Below are 13,328 nucleotides of genomic sequence, written 5' to 3'. Positions count from 1 at the left end.
GGTCTTGCGGCAAGCCCCCCAGCGCGCTATACGTTGAGAGTGGCAAGGAGAGAATTCTCCTTGCCTTTGCCTTTTGCCGTCCCATGGAATCGACAAGCTTGTCGCGAATCGGTGGCGCGCCGCGTACGGGTACGCGTCGTTGGCCCAGGCGGATGTCCCATCGGTCTACGGATGCAGCCGCGGAACCAGACGTTCTTTCCCTTATCGGCAAGGCCCGAACGTCGAGCGCGCCGCCATCTCCCGGCGGTCGTCGCGTCACGCGAGTACTGGGCCAAGCTCGCCGAACGGTCGCTTGACGGTCTCGAGACGGCGCAGACGTTCCGCCCACGGACCTACGCTCGCGCCGTTCTGCCGACGGTGAAGTCAGGCCCGACCTGGCTCGACAATCACTACAGTCCAGTCTCATGACGACGGTCACCACGCGCACGGTCGAATACCCGGCCGACGGCTTGACAATGATCGGGCACCTCGCGCTCCCCGCCGGTGTCGACCGCCGGCCCGCGGTCCTGATCGGGCCCGAAGGACCGGGCCTGAACGACTTCCAGCGCCGCCGGGCCGACGCCCTCGCCGAACTCGGCTACGTGGCACTGGCGTTCGACATCCACGGAGGGCGCTGGTTCACCGACCCACAGGAGATGCTGGCACGCGTGACACCGCTGCTCGCCGACCCCGACCGGATGCGGGGCATCGGCCATGCGGCACTCGATGTACTGCGCGCCGAACCGCGGACCGACCCCGACCGGATCGCCGCTATCGGCTACGGCACCGGGGGCGCGATCGTGCTGGAACTCGGACGTGACGGGGTCGACCTGCGCACGATCGGGACGGTCAACGCGCTGACCACGGGCCGACCGGGCGAGGCGGCGCGCATCCGTTGCCCCGTGTGGGCCGGGGTCGGGTCGGAGGACCCGATCATGCCCGCTGAGCAACGGGACGCCTTCGCTGCCGAGATGCAGGCCGCAGGCGTCGACTGGCGCCTCGTGGTCTACGGCGGCGCCCCGCACGCCTTCCACCACCCGCCGGTCGACCACACCGTGGTCCCCGGCGTCGGCTACCACCCACGGCACGCACAGCGAGCCTGGCGCGACATCGTCGGCCTGCTCGCCGAATGCCTGCCCGTGACGGAGTGAGCCAGAGCGTCAGGACTGCCGTCGCCATGACACGACAGCGGACGGCGACAGACCTGTGGGAACGATCCGCAGTCCGTTGTCGGACGAGAGCAGGCCCGGACGCTCGACATCACCCGCGGTCAGGCAGAGAGGGCCGGCGCGTACGAGGTGCCCAGCCCGCCGGAGGCCTGAACGTCGAGCGCGACGACCACCTCGTTGAACGGGTTCTTCGGATCATGCAAGGCGGTGGCGGTCGCGGTGGTCCAGGACCACCGCGATCTACCCCACTACACGGCCGCCGGATCCTACCGGGCACCGCGGCTCTCCTGCAGTCCAGGGGCCCGGGCCGGCCCCCTCCTCAGGAGAGGGTGATCGGGTTGCGTGGCGGAGGGACGGCCCGGAGCACCTCCCAGGGGACAAGACGAAGCCCGGTGACGGGCCGAGGTGGAATGGCGAGCCGGGGCTCTCGGGTGCCCAGCCGTCGGTGAGAGCGGTGCGGATGCTGTCAGCAACCTGGGTGGGCAGGATTGGGCCGCCTTGCGTTCCGAGCCAGTTGCTCGGGTGCGGCTGGTTGGTGGTGACCACCAGTGTGGTGCCGGAAGTGTCGGCGTGTTCGACCGCATAGGCGAGGGGGGACCGGACCAGTCCCTGATCGTAGGTCGGCCGTCCGCGGAGTCGCCACCGGTAGGCGGTGCCGTCCACGTCGATGAGCCGCGATCCTTTCTTGACCAGTGCCATGCCCACGTCCCTTCTCACGTGACAGTAGTGAACGGCGACGGATCGTGTCCTGCCGATTCCTCGCTCGCTCAGCGCGTGCGGGAAGGAGACGGAAGCTGTGCTGCTTCGGGACGCGGGGCGGCGCGCACCACGGGAGCGCCGCCCCAAGCCTGGCGTGTGCCTAGGCGGCGTCCTCGGTGAGGCCCTCTTCGAGGCCTTCGTCGGAGAGGTCGCTCTCGCCGAACTCCTCGTCCTGCATCATGGCGCCGGCGAAGCCGCCCATGAGCTCTTCCATGTCCAGCTCGGTGGCTCCGGCCGGGGCCGTGGGCTTGGTGCCCCCGCTCATCTTCAGCACCAGACCGAACTTCTTGACCTTCGCGTTCTCGGTCAGCTTGGCGAGGTCGACGTACACCTCGGTCAGCTCACCGTTCTTGAGCGTGAAGTCGGCCGAGACCTTGGTGTCGGGGACGTCCTTCAGATCCTTGTCCGACGGCAGGTCCATGCCGGGCGGCAGGTCCTTGGTGAGCGGACGGATCTCGCCGATCAGTTCCGTGATCAGTGTGCGGAAGGGAGCCGTCGCGGTGATGTGCTCGGTGCCGTCCTCGCCCCCGGCGGTCTTGAAGTCGACCTCACGGGCGATGACCTCGCGAAGGGCGTCCAGGAGCTTCTTCTGGGTCTTGGCGTCCAGCGAGGGTTCCGGCGACGGCTTGGTGCCGGGCGCCTGGCCCATCTCCTGGCCGGCCTTCTTCATCTCCTCGGTGTTGAACTTGACCCACTCGCCCTCCAACACCTTCTTCAGACCCCCTGCCTCCGGAGGCAGTTCGTCGGCGGGCGGCATGGGGGCGTCCATCGCCTTGGTGAGGGCCTGTACGTCGGACCGGATGTAGGTGTAGTCGCCGACGACCCGGTATTCGACGAGGTCGCCGTCGGGGTTGCTGACCTTCATGGCCATACCGACGAAGTCCTTCTCCTCGGACTCGTCGATCGGCTTTCTCGACTCCACCGTGACGCTGATCTTCGCGCCGCTGATCAGCTCGGCGGCCTCGTCGGGGATCTCCTCGCCGGGCTCCGGGTCCGATTCGGCGTCCATCTGCTTGAGGGTCTTCGCGTCGACGTCCAGGTCCAGCTCGAAGGAGATCGACTTCTCCTTGCCCAGCTTCTCGAAGGCCTGGTCCAGCTTCTTCCCGGCGGACAGCTGCTCGACCGTGCCGCAGGCGGCCGAACCGACCAGGACGGCGCCGACGACTGCGGTGGCGGTGAGGGTCTTGCGTATGGCGGTGATGATGGTCTCCTCGTAGGTGCGATCACTGTGTGACCGACCAGGAGACTCACAGCCCCCTCACAAGGTTGCCCTGTTGTCCCGTTCCCGTGTCATCTTTGCCGACCCCGGCCGGCCCGCAGCCCAGTGCGCGACCCATGTGGCGAACGCAGTGCCGGTCCGGAGCCGGGGGCGGAGCCGGACTTCGCCCCGGAGGGGACCTCGCCCGGTCTGACGCCGGAACAGTGGGTCGGGAGACCGCCGGCCGGCTGCCTTCGGCGGCTTGCCGAAGGAGAGGTCAGCGTCGGCGGGGCGCCTCCCCCACCGCCTCTCCCCCACCGGCCGACCGGACCAGGTACAGGTCCTCAGAAATCCCTGGCTGGTCTCACGGAGATCGGGCAGCGTTTACAGGGCTTTGGGGCTGTTCATCACTGGTCCGGCTTGGCCGGCGCCTTGCGTTTCCTCCTGCACCTGGCGCGTGCCCGGCTTCTCGGATGGATGGTTCGCGCCTTCGCGGGGCAGTCGCCTGTTGGTCGCCCAGACGGCGAGCGCGCAGGCCCCGAATCCCGCTCCGAGGAGGCTGGAGCCCGTCCAGCCGTACGTGGTGAAGACGGCTGTGGTCGCTGCCGCGCCGAGGGCGGAGCCTAGCGAGTAGAAGACCATGCAGCCGCCGATGACGCTGCTGACGCGCTCCGGGTGCGCGGCGGCGAGCACGTGCTGGTTGCTCACGTGCACGGCCTGGACCGCGAAGTCGAGGAGCACGATTCCGACGATGAGGAGCCACAGCGACCACGGCAACTGCGCGATCGCCGCCCACGAGAGGATGAGCAGGGTGAGCGCGAGTCCGCTGACCGGGGTGGCCCGTCCCGCGTCCGCCCAGCGTCCCGCGCGTGCCGCGCCGAGTGCGCCGGCGAGGCCGGCGATGCCGAACAGTCCGATCTGGCTCTCGCTCAGTTGCCACGGCGTGTCCGCCAGCGGCAGGGACAGTCCGCTCCACAGGGTTCCGAACGACGCGAACAGGAAGAACGCGATGAGTCCGCGTGTCAGGAAGACGCGCTGGGTGAACAGTCCGCCGAGTGAGCCGACGATCTGCCGGTATCCCGCGGCCGGGTGGAGGCGCTCCTCTGACGGCAGTGCGACCAGGACCAGGGCCGCGAGGCAGAGCGAGAGGACCGCGAGTACGGCGTAGACGCTCCGCCATCCCCACACCTCGGCGAGCGCGCCGGTGACGACCCGCGCGCCCAGGATGCCGACCACGACGCCCGAGGTGACGACGCCGATGTTCCGTCCGCGTTCGGCAGGTGGCGAGACCGACGCGGCGTAGGCCACCGTGGTCTGAACCACGACCGCGAAGACCCCTGCTGTCGCGAGCCCTGCGAAGGCCAACCATGCGGCTGACGCCGACGCCGTCAGGATCATGGCCGCCGCGGTGATCGCCAGGTGCACGGCGATGAGGCGGCGTCTGTCGACCACGTCGCCCAGCGGTACCAGCAGCAGCAGTCCTGCCAGGTAACCGAACTGGCCGGTCGCGACGATCCATCCGGTGAGTTCCGGAGGTACGCCGAGATCGCGTCCCATCGGTTCCAGGACGGGCTGCGCGGCGTAGATGCTCGCCACGGCGACACCGCACACCACCGCCAGCAGTAACCGGCGCCATACGTCCATACCGCTCCAACCCCAATCGGTAGCATATTGCAACCGTTTCGACGCTACGGCATGATGGTTTCAATCCGCAACCCATTGGGAGGTGTCATGCCACGCACCACCATGAACGCCCCGGACCTCGACTGGACCGACCCCGACTGCCCCGTCGCCCGCACGCTCGACCTCGTCGGCGACAGATGGAGCCTTCTCGTCGTCCGCGACGCGATGGACGGGGCACGATCGTTCACCGAGTTCCAGCGACGGACCGGTATCGCCCGCAACATCCTCACCGACCGCCTGCGCAAGCTCACCGCTCACGGGGTCATCACCCAGCGCACCGCGCCGTCGGGGCGCCGCCAGGAGTACGTCCTCACCGACGCCGGCCGCGCTCTCTTCCCCGTGATCCTCACCCTGCGGCAGTGGGGAGAGCGGCACGCCTTCGCCCCCGGCGAGCCCCACTCCGTCCTTGTCGACCAGCACGGCACCCCCGTGCCGGAATTCGCGCCCGCCGGCGCCGACGGCACCCTGCTCGACACCGACTCCACCCACGTACAGAAGACCCGGTAGAGGCAGAGCGTTCAGTCATTCAGTGCTGGCGCGCCGTCGGCCCGGCGGGGCAGGAATCGCTGGTCAGGACTTGCTGGGCAGGACTGCTGGTCCGGGCTTGCTGGTCAGTTCGGTGCGCAGCAGGTCCAGGCCCATCGACCCGAGTTCCAGGGCCTGTTGGTGGAACCGCTTGAGGTCGAACGCGCCTGCCGTCGCGACGACGGGCTCCGTCGCACGCCTCCAGCCACACCCTCTCCCCCAGCTTGTAGGCGAGGAGGCGGACCCGTCGGTGGCGCGGGACTCGGTCACCCGCTCACCGTACGAGCCGATGACCAGACCGGCGGCGATCAGCGCTCCGGCCACCAGTTTGAGCGGCGGCAGCGGCTCGTTGAAGATCAGCACCGAGCCCAGGACGCCGAAGACCGGAACGAGCAGGGAGAACGGCGCGACGGTCGACATCGGGTACTCGCGCAGCAGGCAGTTCCACACGGCGTATCCCAGGACGGTGTTCGGGTACGTCTGGAAGAGCACACCAGGAACGCCAACATCTCCTTGGGCGCGGCCTGCTTGAGGATCACGTCGGCGACGCTCCAGGAGACCGCGACGAACAGTAAGAGAGCGACGCCGACGAGTGTCACCGTGCCGTCGGTGACGAACATGATCGAGAACAGGCCAGCCAGTGCGACCGCGATCCCCAGGTACTGGAACCGCGACAATGACTCGCGGAAGACCGCGGCCCCGAGCAGGATCGTCAGGAACGCGCTGAACTGCAGTTCCAGGGACGCGATCCCCGGCGACACCCCAGCCTTGACGCCGAGGTTCACCACGCCCCACAGTCCGAGGCCGAACATGAGCCCGTAGCCGATGGTGTACCGCCACGGCACCTGCGGCCGCTTGAGCAAGAACACCGCAGGCAGTGCGCAGAGCGTGAACCTGATCCCGGCCAGGATGAGCGGGTCGACGCTCTCGAGTCCGATCTTGACGACCGAGAAGTCCTGCACGGCGGCCAGCCCGTCGGTGACGGGCGGACCGGACCGCCGGGGTCGGGGCACGGCGGGCGGTGAAGTCCATGGAACTCCTACGGGGACCGTTCCGGTGTCGCGCCGCGGTCGGTGACTCCACGAGATCGAGCCTGCCCAGGGGTCCCGCCTGCCATGTGCACGAAGGGCTCAGCGCAGCCGACGCGCGCGCAGCACCACGTCGTCGGTGTGGTGCACTCCGGCGCCGCCGTCGGGTACAACCCGTGGCCGCTGTTCGTCCACCTCCACCACCCAGTCATCGTTGAGCAGAGCGGCGACCATCGAGGGCCAGACGTAGTCGGCCGGGTCGAAGTCGCTGTCGTCCGCCTGCCGGGTGTCCATCCCCGCGTGGTGGACCAGCAGCAGCACGCCACCGGGCGCGACTGCCGTGAGCAGTGCTCGCTCGGCCGCGGCGTCGGGGGTGCGCAGCAGGGCCGGGTACTGCGCGGAGACCAGGTCGAAGGAGGCTGGCGGGAGTCCGGCCTCGGTCAGTGCGGCGTGTACCCAGCGAACGGTGAGACCGGCGTCCCGCGCATGCCCGGCAGCCCGCTCCAGCGCCACACCCGAGACCTCCAGCGCGGTCACGTCCCAGCCACCGCGCGCGAGCCAGACCGCGTCCGCGCCCTCGCCACACCCGACGTCCAGCACCCGGCCGGGTGCGAGCCCGGCGACCTCGGCCACAAGCGCACCATTGGGCCGGCCGCTCCACAGTTGCTGCCGGTCCGCGTAACGGTTGTCCCACTCCGCCCGTACCGCCGGGTCTCCGAGGTATCCGTCACCAGGCGGAGAAGTGTCGGACACGGGCGATCCTGCGGCGATGTCATCAGTCATGGCCCCACCGTCACCGATCACTTCCCGATCACGCCACTCCTGTTGCCATACCGGCAAAGCAGGAGTCCAGCTCGCGTTCCTCCTCCACCACACCACCTCACCCGTGACATCCAGGAACGCGCTGCCACAGCCCGGTCCGGGGCGCGCTCTGGGCAGCCCCCGAGTGTCGAGTCGTCCCGGCGTCGAGGCCCGGGCAGGGGACACCGGCGAGGTTCCTGGAGTACGCGGGCGACCACGGCCCGGGTTACCTGGAGCCGGATCGGTCCCCCACCGGGAGCCGGCTAATGCTCCAGCTCGCCCAGACGGCAGCGATCCGCCGCCCTTGGCGTGGTCGGCGCTTCATCCAGCCTGGGAGCCAAGATCGATTGTCAGTGGTGGGTGAGACGGTAGGAGCATCGAGTCGGAAACAGGGGGAGTTGCCATGTCCGGAAACCAGAACTACATCAATCACGTCGCCCTTGTCCTGGATGCCAGTTCGTCCATGTCGCACCTGAGCCGCAAGGTCGTCGAAGTCGCCGATCAGCAGATCGCGTACCTCGCCCGCCGATCGAGGGAACTGGACCAGGAAACCCGTGTCACGGTGTACGCCTTCGCGGACAAGGTGGAGTGCGTCATCTACGACAAGGACGTGCTGCGGATGCCGTCGCTGAAGCAGCTGTACCGGGTCGGCGGGATGACGGCTCTGCTGGCGGCCGCGCTGAAGTCCCAGCGGGAACTGGCTCAGACAGCTCAACTCTACGGCGACCACAGCTTCCTGACGTTCGTGCTGACCGACGGGCAGGAGAACGCGAGTCATCGCTGCGCGGACGCCCCTACCAGGGATCCGCGTGAACTGGTGAAGGCCGTAGCCGAGATGATCGCCACGCAGGACGACAACTGGACGCTGGCCGTCCTCGTGCCGGACCAGATGGGCAAGCGCGAGGCCATGCAGTGCGGTTTCCCGAAGGAGAACATCGCCATCTGGGACGCCACGAGCACCCAGGGCCTGGAGGAGGCCGGGCAAGTCATCCAGCAGGCCACCGAGAACTTCATGGTGGGCCGCGCCCAGGGCATTCGGGGATCGCGGGCGGTGTTCTCCACCGGCGCGGAGGCGGTCAACAAGGACACCATCAAGGCGGCCGGTCTCACCCCGGTGAAGCCGTCGGAGTACCAGCTGATCCCGGTGGCCCGTGACGCGGCGATCCGGGACTGGGTGATCGAGTGCGGGCACACTTACCGCACCGGCTGTGCGTTCTACCAGCTGAGTAAGCCGGAGAAGGTCCAGGCACGGAAGCAGATCGCGTACTGGAGAAGAAGACCGACCGGGTCTACACGGGACCGGAAGCCCGAGCTCTGCTTGGCCTGCCGGACGTGGAAACGCGCGTGAAGCCGGACCACAACGACGACTTCACCATCTTCGTGCAGAGCACCAGCGTGAACCGCAAGCTCGTCCCGCACACGCGGCTCCTGCTGATGATCTGACACCTTGGAAGCGCCCCGGCGGATCCCAGGGGCCCCGCGACTTGGGACCCCATCAGCCCAGCCTGGGGGCGGCGGCGGAACCGTTGGGGGTGGTCCCGCCGTGGCTGTCAGGCCGGTCTCCGTGGCGCTGCGCTAAATCGGAGTCTCCATCGGAGTCTCGACCGGCGGAAAAACCGTTCGATCAACCACAGCCCCGCACTCTAAGGTCAGCGACGTGGCAACGAAACTCAAGCGCAAGATTCGAGAATGTCGCGATCAGAGCCAACGAGAAGGGCAGGCCTGATCGCCCCCTCGATCTCCAGGGGCGGCACCCGCACAGGCTCCGCGTGTACGGCGTCACCCTCGATAGAGAGGGTCGCCATGACGGCCTCCCAACGGCCGTTCGTCCGCCAGCGGTCCCAGTAGGTCTTCACCGACCGGGACTCGAACCTTGCGAAGACCTCGGGCCAGCTGGCGCCGGTACGCGCCTTGTGGAAGATGCCATCGAGCATCCTCCTCGGGTCCACGCCCCAGTGTCCCGTCATCAGCGGGGCCACCCGTTCCCACGCCTCGTCGGTCAACTCGGGGACGAGCCGCTGGCGGTCGGCGAACCACTGGCCAACCGAGCATTTACGCCCGGCCTTCCGCATGGTCGGCTCCCCGGCGACCTTCGCCCTGATGTCCAACATCTCGATGTATCGGGCCTGAGTCTCAGCGTCGGCCTGTGCCATGTGAGTGTGCGCCAGCTCGGCCAGGGCCTCGATGCCCCTGGCCCGGCCTTCGGCTGCCGCGGATTCCGCCTGCCACTGAGCCTTTTCCAACCTCACGCTGACGCGTGGTGAAGGACGAGGACGGCCTGGATGATCGCTGTGATGCGGTTGGTGCTGCAGCGGAGCTTCCGTAGGAGACGCCAGCGCTTCAGGGTGGCCATGGCCTGCTCGCCGAGGCAGCGGATCTTGGCGTGTGTGCTGTTGTGGCGGCGCTGCCACCGCTTGAGGCGACGGCCGCGGAAGGGCACCCGGATGGAGCCGCCGGCGCCCTGGTATGCCTTGTCGGCCCAGCACTTGAGGCCGGCGTCGGTGAGTGCTTCGACGATGCCGTGGGTGCGGGCGGCGGTCAGGTCGTGGGTGGAGCCGGGCAGCGCGGGCGAGGCCCACAGCAGGCGTCCGAACGGGTCGGTGAGGACTTGGATGTTCATGCCGTGGCGCTTGTGTTTGCCTGAGTAGTACGGGGTGTCGGCGGCGATCCGGTCGATCGGCAGCAGGGTGCCGTCCAGGATCACGAACGCCTTGGTCCGCGCGATGCGCATCGCCTCGGCCAGGGTGGGCGCGAGCGCGGCCAGCACGTCGACGGCCTCGCGTATGTAGCGGTATGCGGTCGCGATGCCGATACCGAACCCGGCGGCAAGCTGGGCGTAGGTGTCACCGCACCGCAGATGGGCCAGGGCGAGGAGAGCCTGACGACCGGCGGTCAGACGCCGCCACCGGGTCCCGATCTTCCCTCGCCGGGCAGCGAGTCGTCCGGTCAGGTACCGCAGGGTGCGACTGGACAGGTCGATCGACGACGGGTAGACGAGCACACGAAGCTCCTGGTGGCTACGGGCGATCTTGGTCGAGAACCCGTCTACCAGGAGCTTCGTCGTTCCGCAGATCCGTCCAACACGCGGCCAGCGCGGTCAGGTTGGAAAAGACTCAGTGCGGCAGCTCCGTCAGGCGCTCGTCGGGCCCGCGGTTTGCATCGGCGGACACGGACCGACGCCGGCCGGCTCGGTCATCGCCGGGGCGGACTCGCCTGCACCGCCGTGTCGGTGTCCCGGAGTTCGGCAAGCAACTCGCTCTGTCCGGCGAGCATTTCGGTGAGGATGCGCCGCGCGGCGCGCAGCAGGTCCGCCACGTCGCCGCCAGCGAGTGCATAACTGACGGTCGAGCCGTCACGGACGGACACGACGATGCCGGACCGGCGGAGAACGGCGAGCTGCTGGGACAGGTTGGACGGCTCGATGTCGATCTCGTTCAGAAGCTCGCGTACGGGTACCGGGCCGTTCTGTAGCAGTTCGAGTACGCGGATCCGGGCAGGGTGTCCGAGCATGCGGAAGAACTCCGCCTTCGCCTGGTATAGCGGCACCTGCATGTGACAACACTCCCGCCCGGGTACGACGAATCCAAGGGCTACCGGCCAGACCTGCCGGTCTCCATGCCCAGCTCTTGTCATTCTCCCGCCTCCCGGCTCCGGCACACCCCCGGCTGATCACTTTCAGATGTGTCGAGTTGAAGAATCTTTCAACTCATGGGCGCACGAAGCCGGGGACAAGAGGGAAGGACTAGAGCTCCAGTTCCGCTTCTATGCGCTTCAGCTGGTGCCTGGCCATGGCCAGATTCGCCCGCGCCTTGTCCAGCACGAGGTACAGGAACAGACCGTTGCTCCCACGACCGCCCAGCAGCCGGATGAGGTGATACTGGCTCCCGAGGGTGATCAGCACGTCCTCGATGTCGTCCCTGAGGTTCAGCATCTCCATCGTGCGGACCTTCGCGCGGATCACGTCGGTGTTCCCCGCCGCGGCCACCGACAGGTCGAGGTCCTTGCCCCCGCCCAGCGTCCCCAGCGCCATGCCGCTCGTGTAGTCGACGAGCGCCACCCCCAGACTCCCCTCGATCGAAGTCATCGCCTCCTTCAGAGACGTCTCCACAGTCAACATCAGTACTCGCTCTCTGTGTTCGCGACCGCTCGGCTGACCTCACGCCACAGCCGGATCTTGAGCGCAGACGCTACCCACTGACCGCGGGGCCGTCAGGGATATCGGAAATCCGGCCGGAATCCGTCCCCGTGATCCGACATCCGACGTTCCCACGGGAGCCACGAACCCGGGCGCCCTCAACGTCCTGACCAACGAGGACAGGCAGCCGATCCTCTCCGCCCGGAACCTCCCGTCGCGAAGAGCTGGCCCTCCTCGCACATACAGGCGTCGATCACCCTCCCCACCGTCAGTTCCCCTCCGGAGGCGACCCCTTCTCCGCCACGCGAGTCACCCGGGCGTTCCAGACCCAGGGCTCCAGCGGCTCCTCCCACGTCACCTCGACGTCGAATCCATGGACGGTGCGCGTGACTGCCGTCACATTCGCGGCCGCCTGGTCCCGTGCGTCCTGCGGGTCGGCATGGACCGGCAGGTCCAGACGCCCGCACACCATTCCGCCCTCCACGGTGCGGAAGCTGGCAACCCAGCCCGTGGACGTGACCATCAGAAGAGTCCCGGCCGGAACACCGAAGGACGGTCGCTTCTTCTCCTTCTTGCGCCTCACCATGCCGCCATCCCAGATCATCAGGTGCGGGGCATCGAGGTCGGGCGGAGGTTCCCAGGAAGCGCGCCGACAGAGAGACGGAAAACCCTTGCGCACAAAGGCCGTTGATGGCGGCCATGAGGCAGCCGGAAACTCAGGTGCCGCAATCGCCTGACATCCCTACCCTCACCCCCATGTACCATAGATCCGCCTTACTGAACATCATCGACGTGGAAGCCACCTGCTGGAACGGACAACCGCCGCCCGGGTCCGTCAACGAGATCATCGAGATCGGCCTCACCGTCGTGGACGTGCCGGCCCGCCGGCGCGTGTCCCGCCACCGCATCCTGGTCCGCCCTGGCCGGTCGACGGTGAGCGACTTCTGCACCGAACTGACCAGCCTGACCCAGGCAGAGGTGGACCAGGGCGTCACCTTCGCCGAGGCATGCCGGATCCTCTCCGACGAGTACGAGGCCGGGGTACGCCCCTGGGCCAGCTGGGGCGAGTACGACCGCCAGCAGTTCGCCCGGCAGTGCCAGGGCGACCGGGTCCCCTACCCCTTCGGGTACCCGACGGACCGCACCCACACCAATGCCAAGGCCGTGTTCACCGATGCCTACGGGCTCCGCAAAAAGCCCGGCATGGCCTACGCCCTGCGCATCGCCGACCTGCCCCTCGAAGGCCGCCACCACCGCGGCGAGGACGACGCGTGGAACATCGCGGCACTCGTCCTCGACCTTGTGACCCGCGAGGCCTGGCCGACGACGGTCCCGCTCTCCTGAGGGCTGCGCCGCAGGGGGCTCTCCTCGGACGGGCGGACTACGTACCGTCGAGGGAGACCGGGTAGGGCTGGCCGTCCCGTTCGACGTTGTGGGCGCTGCGCGCGACGTAGGCGGCGAACAGCTCTTCCTTGAGTCCTGTTGGCTCACTCATCGATCTCTGCGCCGGGCTTTCACCGTTCCCGATCCAGGGAGCTTGGTGGGGCGCCGGCTCGCAGGTGTCGTCGGGTCGTGTCTGTCGTACGGCAGCGACGACCCCGCGGGCCCGTTCGATGTGTGGCTGATCGATGACCAGAGGGCCGCCGTGCACATCATGACCGGATCGGATTGGTGCCTGATCGTTGAGTCGTCGGAGCCGCACGCCAGCTACGACATGGGCGACTCGGGCCTCATCACAGTGGAAGCGATGGGCGACAGGACGCTGTTCGCAAACCAAATCGGGAAGCGCGTTCCCGTAGTGCGGGAGGAACACGAACCGGACGCCGGGTGCATCGCGCTGGAGCTCTCGTTCCCCGCGGGTGGGCTCCGTTGTGAGAGCTGGGCTGGGACCTCCGCATTACCGGGGTGTGATGATCTCGCTGTGGCCGGTGTGATCACGGCGTCGGAGCCCTGCTGGACAGGCCCGTTCGCCGGGATCAGCCCAACGCTGTTCCGGAAGCTCGTGACGGTGCTGCGCCGCAAAGGGGCAGACGCGAACTGAAGTTTCCCCA

General features: G+C 68.1%; 14 protein-coding genes and 2 pseudogenes. 6 read left to right on the top strand and 10 right to left on the bottom strand.

Going from position 1 to position 13,328, the window contains the following annotated elements; translation table 11 throughout:
* The first annotated feature begins 404 nt into the window (after window positions 1-404).
* A complete protein-coding gene (locus OG361_RS40750; RefSeq protein WP_405861882.1) occupies window positions 405-1,130 on the top strand; it encodes a dienelactone hydrolase family protein in 726 nt (241 codons plus the stop codon).
* Window positions 1,131-2,007: 877 nt separating this feature from the next.
* Here OG361_RS40750 and OG361_RS40745 read toward each other — a convergent pair.
* Complete coding sequence (locus OG361_RS40745; protein ID WP_405861880.1) at window positions 2,008-2,916, bottom strand: hypothetical protein; 909 nt, start codon at window positions 2,914-2,916, stop codon at window positions 2,008-2,010.
* Window positions 2,917-2,974: 58 nt separating this feature from the next.
* Here OG361_RS40745 and OG361_RS40740 point away from each other — a divergent pair, with 58 nt between their 5' ends.
* The gene (locus OG361_RS40740) at window positions 2,975-3,124 is read left to right on the top strand and encodes a hypothetical protein (protein ID WP_384576403.1); all 150 of its coding nucleotides are present in this window, start codon (window positions 2,975-2,977) and stop codon (window positions 3,122-3,124) included.
* A gap of 365 nt (window positions 3,125-3,489) precedes the next feature.
* Here OG361_RS40740 and OG361_RS40735 read toward each other — a convergent pair whose 3' ends face one another.
* On the bottom strand, window positions 3,490-4,749 hold the full coding sequence (locus OG361_RS40735; RefSeq protein WP_405861878.1) for an MFS transporter: 1,260 nt from the start codon (window positions 4,747-4,749) through the stop codon (window positions 3,490-3,492).
* 87 nt (window positions 4,750-4,836) lie between these two features.
* Here OG361_RS40735 and OG361_RS40730 point away from each other — a divergent pair, with 87 nt between their 5' ends.
* A complete protein-coding gene (locus OG361_RS40730) occupies window positions 4,837-5,295 on the top strand; it encodes a winged helix-turn-helix transcriptional regulator (RefSeq protein WP_405861876.1) in 459 nt (152 codons plus the stop codon).
* Between the two features lie 63 nt (window positions 5,296-5,358).
* Here the strand turns inward: OG361_RS40730 and OG361_RS40725 are convergent, their stop codons facing one another.
* The 3 genes from OG361_RS40725 to OG361_RS40715 all read right to left on the bottom strand — a co-directional run bounded on the left by OG361_RS40725 (window position 5,359) and on the right by OG361_RS40715 (window position 7,124).
* On the bottom strand, window positions 5,359-5,763 hold the full coding sequence (locus OG361_RS40725; RefSeq protein ID WP_405861874.1) for an EamA family transporter: 405 nt from the start codon (window positions 5,761-5,763) through the stop codon (window positions 5,359-5,361).
* Window positions 5,670-6,275 (bottom strand): EamA family transporter, encoded by a 606-nt coding sequence (locus OG361_RS40720; RefSeq protein WP_405861872.1) that lies wholly within the window; start codon window positions 6,273-6,275, stop codon window positions 5,670-5,672. The genes OG361_RS40725 and OG361_RS40720 overlap by 94 nt, the downstream gene beginning before the upstream one ends.
* Before the next feature lie 168 nt (window positions 6,276-6,443).
* Window positions 6,444-7,124 carry a class I SAM-dependent methyltransferase gene (locus OG361_RS40715; RefSeq protein ID WP_405861870.1) on the bottom strand — a complete coding sequence of 227 codons (681 nt, stop codon included), beginning with the start codon at window positions 7,122-7,124 and terminating at the stop codon, window positions 6,444-6,446.
* A 421-nt stretch (window positions 7,125-7,545) separates the two neighbouring features.
* On the opposite strand from OG361_RS40715, the pseudogene OG361_RS40710 reads away from it, so the two are divergent.
* Window positions 7,546-8,585, top strand: a pseudogene (locus OG361_RS40710) (VWA domain-containing protein).
* A gap of 227 nt (window positions 8,586-8,812) precedes the next feature.
* On the opposite strand, the gene OG361_RS40705 reads toward OG361_RS40710, so the two are convergent.
* From OG361_RS40705 to OG361_RS40685, 5 genes are all read right to left on the bottom strand, one after another.
* On the bottom strand, window positions 8,813-9,295 hold the full coding sequence (locus OG361_RS40705) for a transposase (RefSeq protein WP_405861869.1): 483 nt from the start codon (window positions 9,293-9,295) through the stop codon (window positions 8,813-8,815).
* Between the two features lie 92 nt (window positions 9,296-9,387).
* Window positions 9,388-10,143: a transposase family protein gene (locus tag OG361_RS40700; RefSeq protein ID WP_405852512.1), complete on the bottom strand. Its 756-nt coding sequence runs from the start codon at window positions 10,141-10,143 to the stop codon at window positions 9,388-9,390.
* A gap of 191 nt (window positions 10,144-10,334) precedes the next feature.
* Complete coding sequence (locus OG361_RS40695) at window positions 10,335-10,694, bottom strand: ArsR/SmtB family transcription factor (RefSeq protein WP_405861867.1); 360 nt, start codon at window positions 10,692-10,694, stop codon at window positions 10,335-10,337.
* 190 nt (window positions 10,695-10,884) lie between these two features.
* The gene (locus OG361_RS40690; protein WP_382902887.1) at window positions 10,885-11,259 is read right to left on the bottom strand and encodes a hypothetical protein; all 375 of its coding nucleotides are present in this window, start codon (window positions 11,257-11,259) and stop codon (window positions 10,885-10,887) included.
* Window positions 11,260-11,545: 286 nt separating this feature from the next.
* On the bottom strand, window positions 11,546-11,863 hold the full coding sequence (locus tag OG361_RS40685; protein WP_405861865.1) for a hypothetical protein: 318 nt from the start codon (window positions 11,861-11,863) through the stop codon (window positions 11,546-11,548).
* 170 nt (window positions 11,864-12,033) lie between these two features.
* Here OG361_RS40685 and OG361_RS40680 point away from each other — a divergent pair, with 170 nt between their 5' ends.
* Window positions 12,034-12,621: an exonuclease domain-containing protein gene (locus tag OG361_RS40680; protein ID WP_405861863.1), complete on the top strand. Its 588-nt coding sequence runs from the start codon at window positions 12,034-12,036 to the stop codon at window positions 12,619-12,621.
* Window positions 12,622-13,198: 577 nt separating this feature from the next.
* A pseudogene (locus OG361_RS40675) lies at window positions 13,199-13,312 on the top strand (IS5/IS1182 family transposase); the annotation flags it as partial.
* Window positions 13,313-13,328 lie beyond the last annotated feature (16 nt).

The organism is Streptomyces sp. NBC_00090, from assembly GCF_045160815.1.
In the GTDB taxonomy this organism is placed as follows: Bacteria; Actinomycetota; Actinomycetes; order Streptomycetales; family Streptomycetaceae; genus Streptomyces.
Note: the sequence above shows the minus strand (reverse complement) of the source record. Positions and strands in the feature narration are given on the sequence as shown.

Excerpts from the sequence above, each read along its gene's own strand:
- OG361_RS40750 (WP_405861882.1), top strand. The coding sequence starts at position 405 with ATGACGACGGTCACCACGCGCACGGTCGAATACCCGGCCGACGGCTTG.
- OG361_RS40745 (WP_405861880.1), bottom strand. The coding sequence starts at position 2,916 with ATGGACGCCGAATCGGACCCGGAGCCCGGCGAGGAGATCCCCGACGAG.
- OG361_RS40735 (WP_405861878.1), bottom strand. The coding sequence starts at position 4,749 with ATGGACGTATGGCGCCGGTTACTGCTGGCGGTGGTGTGCGGTGTCGCC.
- OG361_RS40730 (WP_405861876.1), top strand. The coding sequence starts at position 4,837 with ATGCCACGCACCACCATGAACGCCCCGGACCTCGACTGGACCGACCCC.
- OG361_RS40715 (WP_405861870.1), bottom strand. The coding sequence starts at position 7,124 with ATGACTGATGACATCGCCGCAGGATCGCCCGTGTCCGACACTTCTCCG.
- OG361_RS40705 (WP_405861869.1), bottom strand. The coding sequence starts at position 9,295 with ATGGCACAGGCCGACGCTGAGACTCAGGCCCGATACATCGAGATGTTG.
- OG361_RS40695 (WP_405861867.1), bottom strand. The coding sequence starts at position 10,694 with ATGCAGGTGCCGCTATACCAGGCGAAGGCGGAGTTCTTCCGCATGCTC.
- OG361_RS40690 (WP_382902887.1), bottom strand. The coding sequence starts at position 11,259 with ATGTTGACTGTGGAGACGTCTCTGAAGGAGGCGATGACTTCGATCGAG.
- OG361_RS40685 (WP_405861865.1), bottom strand. The coding sequence starts at position 11,863 with ATGGTGAGGCGCAAGAAGGAGAAGAAGCGACCGTCCTTCGGTGTTCCG.
- OG361_RS40680 (WP_405861863.1), top strand. The coding sequence starts at position 12,034 with ATGTACCATAGATCCGCCTTACTGAACATCATCGACGTGGAAGCCACC.